We start from the raw sequence: 19,127 nt of genomic DNA on the forward strand, positions 1-19,127 counted from the left end.
GAGTGCAAATATCCGTTTGATAAGAAGGGAGATGAGAGTATGAAAAAATATTCGATTGCTGTATGTGTTTGTGCGGTACTGTTTTCTGTTGGTATTCATGGCGGAGGTATGAGAGAAGTATTTGCCAGAGCACCTGAGGCAGATGAGAATCTGGCAATTCTGCAGGATATTATCAGGGAAAATGAATGTCAGGCCGGAATGGCATTTCTGGGATATACCTATGAAGGTGCAGATGCAGCAGAGATACTTGAATATACCAGACAGGGAGAGGTGGCAGCTGCGTATCCTTTTTTACAGGATGGAACAGTGGTTGATGCAGGGGGATATGAAATTTATGCCATTGTCCCGGGGGATGATTGCAGGGTCAGCGTTTATCCGGCTCAGCCTACGGAAGAAGGGGAATATCTGGATGATCTGAACTCTCCATACTATAGGGGGCAGGAGAATGAAATCATTATCCTGCGCTGCAATGTGAGTGAGATTCATTCCAATGTGATGGTTTCTGTACAGAAGCAGAATATGAGTGTGCAATATCATCCAATGGTGTCGTTAAAGGATGGACATCTTGCAGCAGAAACTCACTGCTATGATTTCTCCATATATTATAATTGGGATGAGTATGATCCGGAATATAATCCGGAGCATGAATCAGAGTGTAATCCGGAGCATGATTCAGCATTGAATATAAAGATTGCCAGAGAACAGCTTTCTGAGACAGATGAAGTCAGCTATTACCTTGGTCTTGGGATGTCTCTGTGGTATACAGGTACTGAGGAGTACATTGAAGGAAGAAATTGTCCGGTATTTGTTCTGGGAACGGATCATGAGGATCATTTTACAAAAGAACATTATTATGCAGTAGGAGGCAATGTGGTTTATTATTATGATCCGTCAGGTGATGCATGGCTTCTGCTGGGGGCAGGCTGACAGAAGCTTCACCAATATATTATAGAATTTTGATTAATCAGAGAAAGAGGAAACAGACATGAATGATTTTTTGACAGAAAAAAATAAAAAAGCAGGGGTGTTGGGAAAACTGAAGTGGGTTCTTTGTGGCTTCTGCATACTTTTATCCCTGGGAGCTATTGGTGCATCGGAGAAGTATATTGGTGAAGGACGCTGGGGAATGGCAGCAACAGAGATCCTGCTCTGTCTGTTATTTTTATATCCGACTTTCAGGGAAGGTCAGAAAGCATTACGGAAGAAAAAAGCCAGGGAAATTGCCTGCTGGTTTGAATCTTATGCCCAGAATACGGTCTCATTTGAGAAACTTGAGCAGGAACTGGGAAAAGGCGCAGTAAAAAAGCTGGAAAAATTTATTGCCAGGGGATATATCCGGAATATCCAGATAGACAGAGAAGGAAATTATATTATGATTACTGCACCAAACAGACGTGTAAATGAAAAGATTTATATTACAGTTACCTGTACCAGCTGCGGTGCAAAGAATCAAGTAATAAAAGGACGTCTGAGTAATTGTGAATATTGCGGACAGCGTCTTAACTCATGATACAAGTACTGTGAGAGAGGATTATCAGGAGTGTTCATAAAAACGAGAATGAATTTTGGCTAAGTTACTGTGAATGGAGTGAACAGTAACACTATTCCATCGCCGAAGGCGATTTCTAAAGATTTGAGTTTGAGAGCGTAACTGTGTGAAGGCGTTAAATCGTCATGGTTGCTATAGAATATGGTATATTGTATACAATTTGCTAATTTCATATCTTTTACAGTACAAATATCTGCACTTCATAGAATTTTAGGATGAAATCATAGAAGAAATTTATAAAATTTGCTAATAAAACTGGATAAAATGTGCATTTTATGTTACATTTAATAAGGTATATGTATTGAACTTATTTATCTGGTTTTATTAGCCCTTTTTTGAGTGCAGAGATGGAGGGAACGGATAAGAACAGATATCATAAGGATAAAATTTTATCGTGAGGAAGGTGAGCAATTGGAAAACTATACTAAGTACAAACTGAAAAGCAGTGATGAACTTGCATCAGTGCTTGACGGTAAGGACAACCTGTTTGTGATTGCCTGCAACAAATGTTTCAAAGAATTTGAAACTGTTGACGAACCGGATTGTGACGAATTTCTGAAATTCGCTGCAGATCAGGGAAAGAATGTTACAGGCAGTGCAAAATTTGATTTCTTATGCAACAAGATGCACACAGAAAGAAAATTACAGGATCTGATTCCGGAAGGTACAGAGAATGTAGTAGTAATTTCCTGTGGCCTTGGTATTCAGACCGTTGCGGATCTGGCAGGTAAGCCGGTAGTTGCTGCAAGCAACACCCTTAACTACAGAGGTCATCATGGCATGGCACTTACCAAGAAGAGCTGTGACGCATGTGCGCAGTGTTATCTGAACATTACCGGAGGTGTCTGTCCGATCGTTGACTGTTCAAAGAGTCTTGTCAATGGACAGTGCGGTGGAGCAAAGAATGGAAAATGCGAAGTAGATCCGAATAAAGACTGTGCATGGGAGAAGATTTACCAGAGACTTGCAAAACAGGGACGTCTGGAAGAATTCTTAAACCAGCCTGTACAGGTTCGTGATTTCTCCAAAGTTAATTTCAAAGTGATCAACGACTATGTGAAGTCCATCAGAGAAGACAGACTGGACGGATATTACGGCGGTGTTCATCCGTCAGAACGTAAGGAATTCAGTGAGCATATCGCTCTGAAGAAATTCCCGGATCCGAAGACAGTTGTAATCTCCATGTCACAGCATCTGGGCGCACCGGCCAATCCGATCGTTCAGGTTGGTGACACTGTAAAAGTTGGTCAGAAGATCGGTGAAGCTGCCGGATTTATCAGTGCTCCGGTACATTCCAGCGTAAGCGGAACCGTAGTTGCTGTTGAACCGCGTATGCATGGCACACGCGGAAGCGAAGTGATGGCTGTTGTCATTGAATCGGATGGAAAAAATACTCTGCACGAATCCGTACAGCCACATGGTGAGCTTGACAATCTTACTCCGGATGAGATTATTGATATCATCCGTGAAGCCGGAATCGTTGGTATGGGCGGTGCAGGTTTCCCGACCTGTGTCAAACTTAAACCTGCCAAACCGGTAGATACCATCCTTCTCAATGGATGTGAATGTGAGCCTCTGTTAACAGCAGACCACAGAGTACTCCTTGAGTATGCAGATGACATTATTTTGGGTCTGAAAGCAGTCCTCAAGACAACAGGTGCCGAAAAAGGTATCATCGTTATCGAGGATAATAAGCCGGATGCCATTGAATTAATGCAGAAAAAAGTTGCTGACATCGGAAACATGGAAGTATTTGTTGCAAAAACCAAATACCCGCAGGGTGCTGAGAAAACTCTCATCAAGCGCGTTATGGGAAGAATTGTTCCAAGCGGCGGTCTTCCGGCAGATGTCGGCGTTGTTGTAGATAATATCAGTACAGTAAAAGCAATCTCCGATGCGATCCAGACAGGAATGCCTCTGGTTGAGCGTGTTGCAACAGTAACAGGCGAGAAGATCAAGAATCCTGGAAACTTCGTTATCAAGATCGGTACAAGCGTAAGAGATCTGATCGATTACTGCGGCGGATTTACAGATGACGATGTTCTGGTTAAGATGGGCGGACCAATGATGGGATTCCCTCTGAACACACTGGATGTACCGATGATGAAAGGCTCCAATGGTATTATTGCCGTTGAACCGGATGAGACAAAAGAACAGCCGTGTATCAAGTGCGGACGCTGCGTAGATGTATGTCCGATGGAACTTTCACCTCTGTATTTCGTGAAATATGCGAAAGATGAGAACTGGCAGGGCATGAAAGACATGAACGTTATGGATTGTGTTGAGTGCAGATGCTGTCAGTATATCTGTTCTTCCAAGATTCCGATCATTAACAGTATCAAAGCCGGAAAAAATGCAGTAAGGGGGATGAAGTAATATGTTGATTACCCAGTTAAAAGCAAAAGAAGCGATTACATCACTGACAGCCGGAAAGAAAGTTTTCATTATCAACTGTCATGGATGTAAGGAAGTTCGTTTTCCGGAAAAAGAAGCTGCCCGACTTCAGAAGGAACTTGCAGCTGAAGGAAATGTGACAGGAATCATGACAACTGATTACATCTGTAATCCGGAAAATATGGAATTACGTCTTAAGAAACATATGAGCAAGATCCAGGAAGCAGATCTGGTTCTGGTATTCTCCTGCGGTGTTGGTGTACAGACCGTTTCAGAATATCTGGAAGACAAGATGGTCTGTGCAGCCTGCGATACATACCCGGTACCAGGTTTCCAGGGCGTGACACCGTTAGAGTACAAATGTGACCAGTGCGGTGAATGCTACCTGAACCTGACAGGCGGAATCTGCCCGATCACAGCATGTTCAAAGAGCCTTGTGAATGGCCAGTGCGGCGGTTCCAAGAACGGTAAATGTGAAGTGGACAGCGAAATGGAATGTGGATGGGAACGCATCTACAGACGTCTGAAAGAGATCGGACGCCTTGACGCGCTGAAATGTCCGACACAGATTCATAACTTTGCAACAGACGATGAATTAAAATAGATTATAATGATTGGAGCAATGTACAATGAAAATGAAAGAATTATTCGACCGTGGTGAATTTGTAGTTTCTGCAGAAGTAGGACCGCCAAAAGGAATCCACGTAGATGAACTGGTAGAAGAAGCAAAAACATACCTCAAGGATGTTCATGCAGTTAACGTAACTGATAACCAGTCTTCTGTTATGCGTCTTGGATCTCTTGCAATGTGTAAAGTTCTCAAGGATGCAGGCATGAATCCGATCTTCCAGCTGGCATGCCGTGACAGAAACCGTATCGCTCTGGAGTCTGATCTTCTCAGCGCTGCAATGCTGGGTATTGACAACATCCTCTGCCTTACAGGTGACCATACAAAGATGGGTGACCACCCACAGGCAAAACCTGTATTCGACCTTGACTCCGTATCCCTTCTTCACACAGTGAAGCTTCTGGAATCCGGTGTGGATCTTGGCGGAAACGAACTGGTTGGTGAGCCGCCAAAATTCTCCAAGGGTGCTGTTGTATCTCCATGCAGCGATTCCGTTGACGCACAGCTTGCAAAAATGGAAAGAAAAGTAGCTGCAGGTGCAGAATACTTCCAGACACAGGCAGTATTTGAGCCGGAGAAATTCATCAAATTCATGGAAAAAGCAAAACAGTTCGGAAAACCTGTACAGGTTGGTATCATCATTCCGAAGTCCGCTGGAATGGCTAAATTCATGAACAACAACGTTGCCGGCATTCATGTTCCGGACGAAATGCTCGAGGAACTGAAAGCAGACAAAGAAAAGACAAAAGCAGGTATCACAGGTGTTGAGATCGCTGCACGTATTATCAAAGAGTGCAAGCCATACTGTCAGGGTGTACATATCATGGCACTTGGATGGGAATCCAAGATCCCGGATCTGCTGAAACTGGCTGAGATCTAAGAAAATAAAACTCTGAGCTGTAAATAGTAACATCATTACAGAACAGTACTGCAAATAATTAAAAAAGCTGTCTGGATTCCGGATGTATTTGCATCCGGAACAGACAGCTTTTGTTGTATCAGCATCTAACCCTTAACCGCACCTGCGGAAACACCTTCTACAATGAATCTGGAAAGAAGAATGTAGACAATGATGACCGGGAAGATGGAAAAGGCGATCATTACATACACCTGTCCCATGTCAAACTTCAGGAAGTCTGCACTTCGAAGCTGTGCGATCAGTACAGGAAGTGTTTTCTTTTTATCTGAGTGAAGGACCAGCGCCGGAATGAAGTAATTATTCCAGCTCTGTACAAAGGTAAAAATTGCCTGCACAGCGATAGCCGGTTTCATAAGCGGGAATACGATTTTGTTAAAGGTATTAAATTCACCGGAACCGTCAATACGTGCTGCTTCCACAAGCTCCAGAGGAAGGTTGCTTTCCATGTACTGTTTCATATAGAAGAAAGTAACAGGAGCAGCAATACTTGGAACGATCAGTGGGACAAAGGAGTCGTCCAGACCTATTTTTCCCAACAGCTGAAGGAATCCAAGAGCAGTTACCTGAGTTGGGATCATCATGACTGCAAGGATAAATGTAAACATAAATTTTTTTGCTTTAAAATTGTATGCATGGATAGCGTAAGCAGTCATTGTTGAAAAATAGGTACATAAAACAGCGGAGCAGGTAGCAATGAAAATACTGTTGAACATACCATTCCATACAGGGAGTGTTCCTGCGAGAAGATTTTTCCAGTTCTCAATGAGATGTCCTCCGGGAATGGCTGTGAATCCCTTTTTCAGTGCGCCATTAGATCTGGTGGCATTGATAAACAGTACATAAAACCAGAACAGGCAGAAGAAGGAAATGATGATCAGTACGATATAGGCAAGAGTACGCTGACCTTTCATGCTCATTCCTTTTTTATTTTTGGAGTTTTTTTCATTCATTCTTCTCACCTCCATCAGTCTTTTATCTTGTTAAAGCGGAATACGATCAGGCTGAGCACTCCTGTGATAATGAACAGGAATACGGATAATGCGCCACCCATTCCGTAGTTCTTGCTGAACAGATGCTTGTTCAGGAACATGATCAGTGTCATAGTGGAACGCATGGGGTCGCCGGTTCCGTTTGTCAGGATCTGAGGTACATCGAACATCTGCATGCCGCCGATCAGGGATGTGATCATAACATAGATCAGGATTGGACGAAGGAGTGGAAGAGTGATCTTTCTGAAAATCTGTGAGGAAGTTGCACCGTCTACTTCAGCTGCCTCGTAAAGCGAGGAGTCAATTCCCATCATACCTGCCATAAGAAGAATAGTTGTATTTCCGAACCACATCAGGAAGTTCAGGACTGCAACAAGGGTTCTGGCACTCCAGGCATGGCTGAAAAAGGAATATGCCTGTTTCAGTATTCCTGACTGCATCAGCATTGCATTGATGGGACCGCCGTCTGCAAATAAGGTAAAGAATAACATTGCAAAGGCGGATGCCATGATCAGGTTTGGCAGATAAATAACTGTTTTGAAGAAGCGCTGTCCCTTAAGCCGGAGGCTTGGATTGGAGAACCAGGCAGCCAGGAGCAGGGAAACCAGGATCTGTGGGATAAATCCCATTACCCACATGATCATTGTGTTTTTAAAATAAATCCAGATATCGCCACCCTGAAAGAGCTTTGCATAATTGGCAAGTCCCACAAAATTCGGTCCTATCTGCGTTAATCCAGATCTGTAATTTTCAAAGAAACTGTTATAAATTGTACTGATAAGCGGAACGAGCTGGAATATGAGATATACTACTACAAATGGTATCAGGAAGATATATCCCCATTTGTTATAGCTGACCGCTTTATGGTTATTATTCTTTGCCATTATCTTCCTCCATAGTCTGCTGTAATCCAAAGTGTGCCTGCCTGATGGTCAGGCAGGCACACAGGTTTCAATGTTTGATTAATAGGAAAGTTCCGGATATTTTTCTACAACTGCCTTATAGAACAGGTCGAGAGCTTCATCATAAGATGCGTTGCCTTCGAAGTAGTTCTTCATGGCATTCTGGAATTCTTCGTTGCAGCCCTGATCATAGATACTCATGTTACTCAGATCAATCTTATCAGCGCCTGCACAGAACATAGCCAGAGGATTCTGTCCACCAAGAACTGCATCGCCGTAGCTTTCATCTTTAGCCATTTCTTCCATGGCAGGTTTATTGTTTACGAAGTCATTATCAGCAGTAACGATTTCTTTCATAACGTCAACGTTAGTTGTCATCGTTCTCATGATATCAGCAACCAGTGTGGGATTGTCTGTGCCTGTAGCTGCTGTGATCCATGTTCCGCCCCAGTAGAAGCCCTGTGGCCCTTCTGTTGCAGCCCAGCCGCCATCTTTACCAACTGAACCATCCTGGTCAGCGCTCATGGAGAAGTCGATGAACCATGCAGGTCCGAAATATGAGAATACATTGCTGTCTTTGAAGAAGCCCTTGCTCCAGTCATCACTCCACAATTCATAGGTAGCTGTTTCTCCGGCATCAACCATTTCCTTGGACATATCTACCCAGTTTTTGATATTGTCATCAACAGTGATCTTTCCGTCAACAACCCATGGGGAAGTTACATTATTAGAGAATACACGGTAGGCATCATTTACAGTGGAAGTCATCTGATAGCCTTTTTCCTTCAGCTCTTCAGCTGTTGCCTTAAATGTATCCCAGTCTGCAACTTTCTTCTGAACCTCTGCCGGATCATCGCTTCCGAATACTTCTTTTGCAATATCTCTTCTGTAGATCATAGCACCCGGGCAGCCCTGCCAGGAAAGACCTTTTAAGTTGCCATCCGAATCTGTCATAACATCTTTGGTGTACTGATACTGGTCTGCAACTTCCTCATCTGTGATTCCCAGATCTGCCACAGACATTGTATAATCTGTATTTACATATTTCAGTGCATAATCGGCTTCAACAAGGAAGAGATCGATTTTGTCATCTGCTGCTGCATCAGCCTGTTTCAGAAGAGTCTCATCCAGATTATTCTGATATGCATTGTCATCAGAAGGAGTAATGTTCCATACAACATCAACATCTCCGATCTTGCCATGAGTTCCGTCAACTTCTTCATATCCGGGATAGTGGTCAGTCAGACGGGATTTGAATTCTTCATTCCAGCAATAAATGTTTAAAACTTTACCTTCGTCAGCGGCTGCATCTTCAGCCCATGTTGGAACTGCTGTAAGACCGGCAAGCATAGCTGCTGTTAATGTAATTGCCATAGCTTTTCTCTTCATCATGTTATTACCTCCTTGTGATAATTATTTTGGGTTGATTGTAACTTTTCAGCAGTCCACCAACTGTGAAGATACTGAAGATTTTCTTATTTTGCCAGATTTCTGACTGATGCACCGGGGAAAAGTCTTCCATCAACGGTGAATTTATCGATGATCGTTGTTTTAGGATTTTCGATAAGATCAATCAGCTTCTGTGCGGCAAGCCGTCCAATCGTTTCTGTGTCCTGACACAGAGTTGTCAGCCGTGGCTCCAGGATGCGTGCAAAAGTAAGTCCGTCATAGCCTGCAATGGAAATATCATCTGGTATTCGAAGTCCACGTTCGTGGATTTCATTGATGCCACCCAGTGCGGAGAAGTCATCCGGATAGAGGATACAGGTAGGAGGATCTTTCAGATCCAGAAGCTCTGAAGTTGCTATTGCTGCAGCTTCTGCATCTCGATAAGGAATGACTGGCATATATTCATCAGGTATATCGATTCGTTTTTTCTGGAGAGTTCTGTAAAAACTTCCAAGTCTGTTTCGTGTGACAGAGGAATCTTCTCCGTGAATATAGGCAATCTTTCTGTGTCCCCGTTCAAGAATATAAGAGACAAGTTCTTCCATTCCCTGAATGTTGTTGGAAACAACAGCAATTCTTCCATCAAATACATGATCGATAGTGACTACCGGTATCTCGGACTGTACCAGGCGCTGTACCTCTTCTGTAAAAAAATTGATACAGGCGATCACCACTCCATCGACTCCACGGTAACGGCAGTGCTCATAATAACTGAGATGCTGACCGGAGAGGTTTCCGCTGGTAAAAGTGATGTCATATCCTCTGGATTCGGCAGTGCGTTTAAAGCTTTCCAGTACATGATTGAAATAATCATGGGTGAGGCCACTCATGGCTTCGTCTACAAAAAGTACGCCAAGATTATAACTGCGTCTGGTCTTTAGTGCTCTGGCTGAGGAATTTGGAAGATATCCCATTTCTGATGCAGTCTTCAAAATAAGCTGTCGGGTTTCTTCGCTGATATCCGAATAACCATTAAGTGCTTTGCTGACGCTTGCAACAGATACGTTACATTGTTTTGCGATGTCTTTCATGGATACCATATTATAGTCCAGCCTTTTCTGTTTTTGTTTCTAAAACGTTTTCGCAAGCTAATCGTACTTTATTTTCAGATAAAATTCAAGTATTTTTGTTATATTTGTATAATTTATCCCTGTTGCACAAAAAAGAATTTATAATAATTTATTAATTTCACAAAAAACAGGCTTTAATATAACGAAAAGTTTCGCGATGATCTTACGGAAGTTAAAATAACAGTTGTGAAATATTTTGACTGCTAAAAATGTAGTTGATTTTTTTGAAAAACTGAATTATACTGTGATAAATCCAATCTAAACTATATAATAAACATATAAATTCTGAACGTATTCGTTTTCGCAAGTCTGTTTTCGGCCTTTTCTTCACAAGTGTTTATTTATTCTTTTTAAGGAGGCTTTTCAATGAAATTCGGATATTTTGACGACAAGGCGAAAGAATATGTTATCACTACACCACATACACCATTACCCTGGATCAATTATCTGGGAAGTAATGATTTCTTTTCACTGATCTCCAACACCTGCGGAGGATATAGCTTTTATAAAGATGCAAAATTGTTGCGAATTACCAGGTACCGTTATAATAATATTCCTGCAGATTCCAACGGAAAGTATTATTATATTAATGATGACGGAGTAATCTGGAATCCGGGAACTATGCCGTCTGCAACAGAAACAGATACTTATGAATGCAGACATGGTCTTGGATACAGTCGCTTCTGTTCTTCGAAAAATAATCTAAAAGCAGAGCTTCTGGTTTTTGTGCCCTCTGATGCTTCATGTGAGATCAATTGTCTGAAACTGAAAAATAACTCTGAAACTGAAAAAAATATTTCTCTGTTCTCATACGTGGAATTCTGCCTCTGGAATGCAGTGGATGACGCATCGAACTTCCAGAGAAATTTAAGTATCGGAGAAGTGGAAGTACAGGGGAGTACGATTTATCATAAGACAGAATACAGAGAAAGAAGGAAACATTACAGTTTCTTTACAGTAAATACACAGGTGGACAATTATGATACCAACAGAGATGCTTTTCTGGGAGCAGGAAACGGGAATGCTTTTCCAGAAGCTGTATGTAAGAAAAAATGCAGTAACTCTATTGCAAGCGGATGGTATCCCATTGCTGCACATCAGATAGATCTGACTCTGCTGCCGGGAGAGGAAAAAGAATTTGTTTTTATGCTGGGATATTGTGAAAATCCGGCAGATGATAAATGGGAAGCTCCCGGAATTATCAATAAAACCTCTGCAAAAGCATTGATTGAAAGATTTAATACAATGGAAAAAGCGATGCAGGCCTTTGCAGAACTGAAAAATTACTGGGAAACATTGCTGGCACGCTTTGCAGTCGTCAGCGAGAACGAACATATTGACCGCATGGCAAATATCTGGAATCAATATCAGTGTATGGTAACCTTCAATATGTCCAGATCAGCATCTTATTACGAATCAGGAACAGGACGGGGGATGGGATTTCGCGATTCTTGTCAGGATCTTCTGGGATTTGTGCATCTTATCCCGGAGCGGGCAAGGGAAAGGATTATTGATATAGCATCTACACAGTTTCCGGATGGAAGTGCATATCATCAGTACCAGCCGCTGACAAAACAGGGGAATCTGGATGTTGGAAGCGGATTTAATGACGACCCGTTATGGCTGATCGCAGCAGTAGCAGCATATATCAAAGAGACTGGTGATTATGGGATACTTGATGTGCAGGTACCCTTTGATTGTAAGAAGGGTACAGAGGTACCGCTTTTTGAACATCTGGAGAAATCTTTTTATTACACAGTAACCCATCTTGGTCCTCACAAACTTCCTCTGATCGGAAGGGCAGACTGGAATGACTGCCTGAATTTGAACTGTTTTTCCAGTGAACCTGGAGAATCCTTTCAGACAACAGGGCCGTCGGAAGGCCCTGTGGCAGAATCTGTATTTATTGCAGGTATGTTTGTGAAATATGGAAAAGAATTTGAGGAGCTCTGTGAGCGGACCGGGCACACAGAACTTGCAAAAGAAGCAGGGAAAGCAGTGGATGAGATGTATCAGGCAGTGCTGGATAATGGATGGGACGGAGAATGGTTCCTGCGTGCCTATGATGCACAGTCTGAAAAGGTTGGTTCAAAAGAATGCGAAGAAGGAAAGATTTTTATTGAACCACAGGGATTCTGTGTTATGGCAGGAATCGGCAAGGAAGAAGGAATAGCAGAAAAAGCTCTGGACTCTGTGAATGAATTGCTGGAAACAAAGTATGGAATAATGATCCTTCAGCCGGCTTATACAAGATACCATCTGGAACTTGGGGAAATTACTTCTTATCCGCCTGGATATAAAGAAAATGCAGGAATTTTCTGCCACAACAATCCGTGGATTTCCATTGCGGAGACTGTGCTTGGAAGAGGAAACAGGGCATTTGAGGTTTATCGTAAAATATGTCCATCTTATATTGAGGAAATCAGTGATATTCACCGGACAGAACCATATGTATATTCGCAGATGATCGCGGGAGCTGATGCACCAGGATTTGGAGAGGCAAAAAACAGTTGGCTGACAGGAACTGCAGCGTGGACATTTATAAACCTGTCACAGGCGCTTCTTGGTATTCTGCCAGGATATGATGGTTTGATCGTAGACCCCTGCCTTCCGGAAACGTTTGGCGATTTTAAAGTGAACCGTCATTTTAGAGGGGCGGATTATCATATTGAGATCCATAAACCGAAAGGTGTGCAGAAAGGAGTCAGATGGATTGAGGTAGATGGTGAGAGGATAAATGGAAACCAGATTCCTATGGTCAATGGCAGAAACGAATACCATGTAATTGTACAGATGGGATAACTGATAAATAAAAGTCCCCACCCATTGCTTATTGCCTGATGCAATTAAAGCAGAGGGTGGGGACTTATTTGAACAGGTTAAAGTAAAATACCTGTTTTATTTATTTTCTTCCTGAACTTCGATTTTACGAATTGTCTTGTTTTTGATTTCTTCTTTGATGGATGTAAGGAACTCACCAAGGTCTTTCATTCCTTCATCACCGAGGTAACGGCTTCTTACGGAAACCTTGCCTTCTTCTTCCTCTTTGGCACCGACGATGAGCATATATGGAACTCTTGCAAGACGTGCTTCACGAATCTTGTAGCCCATTTTCTCGGAACGCTGGTCAACGGAGCAGCGGATTCCGTTTTCTTTTAACTGTGCTTCCACTTTGGCGGCATAGTTGTGGAATTTCTCAGAGATCGGAATTACACGAACCTGTTCTGGGCAGAGCCAAGTCGGGAACATACCTGCATATTTCTCAATCAGCCATGCCAGTGTTCTCTCATAGCATCCCATGGATGTACGGTGGATGATGTATGGACGCTGTTTCTCACCATTTTCATCGATGTAGTACATATCAAACTGTTCAGCAAGAAGAGCATCCCACTGGATCGTGATCATTGTATCTTCTTTTCCGTATACATTTTTGGCATTGATATCAACCTTAGGTCCGTAGAATGCAGCTTCTCCAACATCCTCTGTAAATGGAATGTTCAGTTCTTCAAGCATCTGGCGGATATGAGCTTCTGTCTGATTCCACACTTCTGCATCACCGATGTATTTCTCTCTGTTGTTCGGATCCCATTTAGAAAGGTGATAGGTTACGTCCTCTTCTACACCAAGAACCTGCAGGCAGTACTGTGCAAGTGCGATACAGTCTTTAAATTCTTTTACCATCTGGTCAGGTCTTACGATCAGATGACCTTCGGAGATCGTGAACTGACGTACACGTGTCAGACCATGCATTTCCCCGGAATCCTCATTACGGAACAGAGTGGATGTTTCACCGTAACGAAGAGGTAGATCACGATAGCTGTGCTGTTCTGCTTTGTATACATAGTACTGGAATGGGCATGTCATAGGACGAAGCGCAAATACTTCTTTGTCTGTTTCTTCGTCACCGAGAACGAACATACCGTCTTTGTAGTGATCCCAGTGACCGGAAATTTTGTAGAGATCACTCTTTGCCATTAACGGAGTTTTTGTTCTGATATAGCCACGTTTTGTCTCTTCGTCTTCAATCCAGCGCTGAAGCTCCTGCATCATGATCACACCGTTTGGCATGATAAGAGGAAGTCCCTGTCCGATCACGTCTACAGTTGTGAAGATTTTCATTTCACGTCCAAGTTTATTGTGATCGCGTTTTTTTGCTTCTTCCATCTGTTCCAGATGTTCTTTTAACTCATCCTTGGAAGCATAAGCTGTTCCGTAGATACGTGTGAGCATTGCGTTCTTTTCACTGCCTCTCCAGTAGGCGCTGGAGGAGGAGAGAAGCTTGAATGCTTTTACACCCTTTACGCTCATAAGGTGAGGACCTGCGCAGAGGTCTGTCCAGTCTCCCTGGGAATAGAAAGAGATTTCGGAGCCTTCCGGAAGATCTTCGATAAGTTCTACCTTGTATGGTTCATTTTTCTCCTGGAAGTATGCGATGGCATCTTCTCTTGATTTTGTGAAGCGTTCAATCTTAGCGCCTTTTTTGATGATCTTTTTCATTTCTTTTTCGATTGCATCCAGGTCATCACGGGAGAATGGAGGGCAGTCGAAATCATAGTAGAATCCTGTATCAATAGAAGGTCCGATAGCAACCTTTGCATCCGGGAATAAGGTCTGTACTGCCTGGGCAAGTACGTGGGATGCTGTATGGCGGAGAACTGCAAGTCCTTTTTCATCTTTTGCTGTCAGGATGTTTAATTCGCAGTCACTGTCAATAACTGTTCTCAGGTCTACAACTTCTCCGTTTACTTCTCCTGCACAGGCAGCACGTGCAAGTCCCTCGCTGATGTCGTAAGCAATGTCGATTACGGATTTTGCTTCAGCGTATTCTTTTTTTGAGCCGTCTTTTAATGTTACGATCATGATGATTATCTCCTTTACGTTAGTATGGATTTGTTATAGTTGCTGTTCACTGTTGATATCCCGCGGAGCGTGTTGCTGAGAACGGAGTGAACAGTAACAGTTTTTTGTACTGCGAAGGGGTAAAAGAAAGAATAAAAAAATCCCCTACAGTACGGTTAAATACTGTAGGGGACGAGATAACATTACTCGCGGTTCCACCCCGGTTGTTCTGATACATTACTGATGGATAAATCATCTGATCAGAACCGCTTCATTCGATGGTAACGGAATCACCGGACTGTATTAAAGTCACTCAGAGGTGGTCTTCGGCTGGTTCGCGATGAAATGCTTGCACCGGTATACATTTCTCTCTGTAACGTTCCTCAGCGTACTCTTCTCTTCAACGTTTTAATCCTTCTTATCTTTTCTGCCGCCTATTATAAACTTGCAAAGTGGGTTTGTCAATCAGTAAAATGCAAAAAGTTGATTTACGAAAATAGAGATTAATGTTATACTGACGAAAGTGAAAAACAATAAAAAACATGAAAGGAATCAGATAAATGAGCAGATGGGAAGAAAATATACGTAAAGTAATACCATATACACCAGGCGAGCAGCCCAATCAGCCGGATATGATCAAGCTGAATACCAACGAGAATCCGTATCCGCCGGCACCTGGAGTGGAGAAGGCGTTGAGGGAGATGGATACAGATACTATGAGACTTTATCCGGATCCTACAGCAGGAGAACTGGTACATGCCATTGCAAAGAATTACGGGCTGAAGGATGAACAGGTTTTTGTGGGAGTAGGTTCCGATGATGTGCTTGCCATGAGTTTCCTTACATTCTTTAATTCACAGAAGCCGGTTCTTTTTCCGGATATCACATATTCTTTTTATGATGTATGGGCAGACCTGTTTCGCATTCCATATGAGAGACCGGCACTGGATGAGAACTTTCATATAAGGAAGGAAGATTATTTCAGAGAAAACGGAGGAATTGTATTCCCGAATCCGAATGCGCCGACAGGTGTGGAGATGCCGCTGGAGGAAGTGGAGGATATTATCCGCCATAATCCTGATGTGATTGTGATCGTGGACGAGGCTTATGTGGATTTTGGTGGTCAGTCGGCGCTTCCATTGATTGAAAAATATGACAACCTTCTGGTCGTACAGACATTTTCCAAGTCGCGTTCTATGGCTGGGATGAGAATTGGTTTTGCGTGTGGAAATGAGAAACTGATCAGATTCCTGAATGATGTGAAGTATTCTTTTAATTCTTATACTATGGACCGTACAGCGATTGCTGCAGGTGTGGCGGCAGTTGAAGATAAAGCATATTTTGATGAGACATGTAATAAAATCATAGAGACAAGAGAATGGACAAAGAAAGAATTGAAGGCACTGGGATTCTCTTTTCAGGATTCTATGTCTAACTTTATTTTTGCTACGCATAAAACCTGTCCTGCGAAAGAACTTTTTGAGGCATTGAGAGGGCAGCATATTTATGTTCGTTACTTCCAGAAGGACAGAATTGACAATTTCCTTCGTATCACAGTTGGAACAAAGGAAGAAATGCAGAAATTTATTGATTTTTTGAAGGATTATCTGAAGTAAAAGTTAGGAGGTTTTATGGAAGCACTGGTACATTGGTTCTCGCAGAATCTGTCACAATATATTTCACCGGAAGGGGCAGTTTTTATTATTTCAATGATTCCGCTTTTGGAACTCAGGGGAGGATTGCTTGCAGCATCCTTACTTAAGATATCGGCTGCAAAGGCAATTCCACTGTGTATTGTTGGAAATATTATTCCTATTCCGTTTATTCTGTTGTTTATCAGACAGATTTTCAAGGTTTTAAAAAAGACGAAACTCTTTCGGGGACTTGTTATGAAATTGGAAGACAGGGCAATGAGAAAAAGTGATCAGGTAAAGAAATATGAGTTTTGGGGACTGATGCTGTTTGTGGGAATTCCGCTTCCGGGAACAGGGGCATGGACAGGATCTCTGATTGCATCTCTTCTGGAAATTGATATTAAGAAGTCCTCTCTGGCAATTTTTTGTGGCATTATTATGGCAACTGTCATTATGTATATTGTTTCTTATGGATTAGTGGGAAATCTGGTACATTAATTGTCTTCTTAAATAAGTGTTATTAATATCTGATTTACCGGAAATCCGGGGACATATTTTATGTCTCCGGATTTCTGCTTTTATGTCGATAATATCAGTTTTATGACGTATAAAACAGCTTGCCAATAATAAAGATTTGGAATAATATGGTATTGTCAATTATGAAGAAGATGTGCTAAGATAAATATAAAGATACCGGTGTGCAGACAGGATTACTACAGGAATTAACTTGTCGACACAGGAGCAGGAGTATAATTTTCCTGCGATATGCATTGCTGCAGATCTGATATTCGTGTCACTTCAGACAGATTATCCCACTAACTGTTACAGGAAAAGTTAATAAAGAATAAATTGCTCAGATACATAGGAAGTCAAAAAAACAAAAATAAAAATAATTATCAATATTAACAATCAAAACAAAAAGCAGAGGATTATTTTATGAGAGAAAAGTATGAATCATTATCACTGGCAACTTTAAAGGATTTGGCAAAAGCCAGAGGATTAAAAGGGGTTTCAGCATTGAGAAAACCGGAATTGATCGAGAGAATGCTTCACGAAGATGAACTGGAAGGTGAGACAAAAAAACAGGAAACAGTCCGGGAGAAACCGCAGCAGAGTGAAGTGGAAGGTAACGGAGAGAGAATCCCCCAGTATAACAAAACACTGGAACGTACACAGTATCATGCCCCGGCAGAGACAGTACAGCTTGACAGTGGAGAGAGAGCAGACGGAATCCTTGAGGTACTTCCGGATGGATATGGGTTTATCCGATGTGAGAATTATCTTCCAGGGGAAAATGATATTTATGTATCACCTTCGCAGATACGCAGATTTAACCTGAAAACAGGTGATATTATTAAGGGGAATATCCGTATCAAGACACAGGGAGAGAAATTCAGTGCTCTGCTATATGTGACCTCTATCAACGGATTCCATCCCAGTGAAGGGCAGAGACGATATAATTTTGAAGATATGACACCGATTTTCCCAAATGAGAGGCTGATAATGGAAAGACCGGGTGGCACAGTTGCCATGAGGATCGTAGATCTGATCAGCCCTATCGGTAAAGGACAGAGAGGAATGATCGTATCTCCTCCGAAAGCCGGTAAGACAACTTTGCTGAAAGATGTGGCAAAGTCTATTCTGAGAAACAATCCGGACATGCATCTGATCATTCTTCTGATCGATGAGCGTCCTGAGGAGGTTACAGATATCAGGGAGGCCATCTGTGGCGATAATGTGGAAGTCATTTATTCTACATTTGATGAGCTTCCGGAACATCATAAACGTGTGTCTGAGATGGTAATAGAACGTGCACGTCGTCTGGTGGAACATAAAAAAGACGTTACAATTCTTCTTGATTCTATTACAAGACTGGCAAGGGCATATAACCTGATCATACCGCCCAGCGGACGAACTCTTTCCGGTGGTCTGGATCCGGCGGCTCTTCATATGCCGAAACGTTTCTTTGGTGCGGCCAGAAATATGAGAGAGGGCGGAAGCCTTACTATTCTTGCTACAGCGCTTGTGGATACGGGAAGTAAAATGGATGATGTAATTTATGAAGAATTTAAGGGAACCGGTAATATGGAACTGGTGCTTGACCGAAAACTGCAGGAAAAGCGGGTATTCCCTGCAATTGATATCCAGAAATCCGGTACAAGAAGAGAGGATTTGCTGCTGAGTAAAGAAGAACAGGAAGCGGTTTACATTATGCGAAAAGCCCTCAATGGAATGAAGTCAGAAGATGCGGTAGAACAGATCCTGAATATGTTTACCCGTACGAAAAATAATGCTGAATTTGTGCAGACTGTAAAAAAACAGAAGTTTATCTGAAACGTTGTAAAAAAACAGTTACTGTTCGCTCCGTTCTCAGTAACAAAAATATTAAATAAATTTTAAAATAAATTTTAAAATAACTTGCATTCCATGGGACGATATGTTATACTCATAAAGCTGTTTAATAGTAAATTCGTCAAATGAATACGAATAGAAAATAGAATCTTTACAGAGAGGTGAAAATCATGAGAGAAGGAATCCATCCTAATTATTATCAGGCAACTGTAACCTGCAACTGTGGTAACACATTCGTAACAGGATCTACAAAACAGGACATCCACGTAGAAATCTGCTCTAAATGTCATCCATTCTATACAGGTCAGCAGAAAGCAGCTCAGGCTCGTGGACGTATCGATAAGTTTAATAAGAAATACGGCCTGAACAAATAATCAGAATATAGTAAGAATTGAGAAGGTT

15 protein-coding genes and 1 other annotated feature are annotated in these 19,127 nt (G+C 42.1%); of the genes, 10 read left to right on the plus strand and 5 right to left on the minus strand.

The window, feature by feature from the left end:
• Positions 1-39 precede the first annotated feature (39 nt).
• From ACESZG_RS07735 to ACESZG_RS07755, 5 genes are all read left to right on the plus strand, one after another.
• The gene (locus ACESZG_RS07735; RefSeq protein ID WP_347457177.1) at positions 40-927 is read left to right on the plus strand and encodes a hypothetical protein; all 888 of its coding nucleotides are present in this window, start codon (positions 40-42) and stop codon (positions 925-927) included.
• A 58-nt stretch (positions 928-985) separates the two neighbouring features.
• On the plus strand, positions 986-1,510 hold the full coding sequence (locus tag ACESZG_RS07740) for a hypothetical protein (RefSeq protein ID WP_062808078.1): 525 nt from the start codon (positions 986-988) through the stop codon (positions 1,508-1,510).
• A gap of 450 nt (positions 1,511-1,960) precedes the next feature.
• On the plus strand, positions 1,961-3,925 hold the full coding sequence (rsxC, locus tag ACESZG_RS07745; protein WP_373217907.1) for an electron transport complex subunit RsxC: 1,965 nt from the start codon (positions 1,961-1,963) through the stop codon (positions 3,923-3,925).
• Between the two features lies 1 nt (position 3,926).
• Entirely contained in the window at positions 3,927-4,547 is a 621-nt protein-coding gene (locus ACESZG_RS07750; RefSeq protein ID WP_008706433.1) for a methylenetetrahydrofolate reductase C-terminal domain-containing protein, read from the plus strand.
• 25 nt (positions 4,548-4,572) lie between these two features.
• Positions 4,573-5,451, plus strand: a complete 879-nt coding sequence (locus ACESZG_RS07755) for a methylenetetrahydrofolate reductase (RefSeq protein WP_008706435.1) — start codon at positions 4,573-4,575, stop codon at positions 5,449-5,451.
• A 125-nt stretch (positions 5,452-5,576) separates the two neighbouring features.
• On the opposite strand, the gene ACESZG_RS07760 is transcribed toward ACESZG_RS07755, so the two are convergent.
• From ACESZG_RS07760 to ACESZG_RS07775, 4 genes are all read right to left on the minus strand, one after another.
• A complete protein-coding gene (locus ACESZG_RS07760; RefSeq protein ID WP_022380254.1) occupies positions 5,577-6,440 on the minus strand; it encodes a carbohydrate ABC transporter permease in 864 nt (287 codons plus the stop codon).
• 14 nt (positions 6,441-6,454) lie between these two features.
• Positions 6,455-7,363, minus strand: coding sequence for a carbohydrate ABC transporter permease (locus tag ACESZG_RS07765; RefSeq protein WP_025579256.1), 909 nt, complete (start codon positions 7,361-7,363; stop codon positions 6,455-6,457).
• Positions 7,364-7,441: 78 nt separating this feature from the next.
• Positions 7,442-8,770, minus strand: coding sequence for an ABC transporter substrate-binding protein (locus ACESZG_RS07770; RefSeq protein ID WP_025579254.1), 1,329 nt, complete (start codon positions 8,768-8,770; stop codon positions 7,442-7,444).
• 86 nt (positions 8,771-8,856) lie between these two features.
• The gene (locus ACESZG_RS07775; protein WP_055059313.1) at positions 8,857-9,870 is read right to left on the minus strand and encodes a LacI family DNA-binding transcriptional regulator; all 1,014 of its coding nucleotides are present in this window, start codon (positions 9,868-9,870) and stop codon (positions 8,857-8,859) included.
• A gap of 396 nt (positions 9,871-10,266) precedes the next feature.
• Between ACESZG_RS07775 and ACESZG_RS07780 the strand changes: the two genes are divergently transcribed.
• On the plus strand, positions 10,267-12,702 hold the full coding sequence (locus ACESZG_RS07780; RefSeq protein ID WP_025579251.1) for a GH36-type glycosyl hydrolase domain-containing protein: 2,436 nt from the start codon (positions 10,267-10,269) through the stop codon (positions 12,700-12,702).
• A 96-nt stretch (positions 12,703-12,798) separates the two neighbouring features.
• Here the strand turns inward: ACESZG_RS07780 and thrS are convergent, their stop codons facing one another.
• Positions 12,799-14,760 carry a threonine--tRNA ligase gene (thrS, locus tag ACESZG_RS07785; protein WP_373217910.1) on the minus strand — a complete coding sequence of 654 codons (1,962 nt, stop codon included), beginning with the start codon at positions 14,758-14,760 and terminating at the stop codon, positions 12,799-12,801.
• Positions 14,761-14,924: 164 nt separating this feature from the next.
• Positions 14,925-15,152 (minus strand) — a binding site (T-box leader).
• A 147-nt stretch (positions 15,153-15,299) separates the two neighbouring features.
• Between thrS and hisC the strand changes: the two genes are divergently transcribed.
• The 4 genes from hisC to rpmE all read left to right on the plus strand — a co-directional run bounded on the left by hisC (position 15,300) and on the right by rpmE (position 19,099).
• Positions 15,300-16,355 carry a histidinol-phosphate transaminase gene (gene hisC / locus ACESZG_RS07790; protein ID WP_025579247.1) on the plus strand — a complete coding sequence of 352 codons (1,056 nt, stop codon included), beginning with the start codon at positions 15,300-15,302 and terminating at the stop codon, positions 16,353-16,355.
• A gap of 15 nt (positions 16,356-16,370) precedes the next feature.
• On the plus strand, positions 16,371-16,871 hold the full coding sequence (locus ACESZG_RS07795; protein ID WP_008706441.1) for a small multi-drug export protein: 501 nt from the start codon (positions 16,371-16,373) through the stop codon (positions 16,869-16,871).
• A gap of 438 nt (positions 16,872-17,309) precedes the next feature.
• A complete protein-coding gene (gene rho, locus ACESZG_RS07800) occupies positions 17,310-18,707 on the plus strand; it encodes a transcription termination factor Rho (RefSeq protein WP_373217912.1) in 1,398 nt (465 codons plus the stop codon).
• 188 nt (positions 18,708-18,895) lie between these two features.
• On the plus strand, positions 18,896-19,099 hold the full coding sequence (rpmE, locus tag ACESZG_RS07805) for a 50S ribosomal protein L31 (RefSeq protein ID WP_020993628.1): 204 nt from the start codon (positions 18,896-18,898) through the stop codon (positions 19,097-19,099).
• Positions 19,100-19,127: the final 28 nt, after the last annotated feature.

Source organism: Blautia sp. Marseille-P2398, assembly GCF_964240315.1.
Classification (GTDB): Bacteria; Bacillota; Clostridia; order Lachnospirales; family Lachnospiraceae; genus Blautia_A; species Blautia_A wexlerae.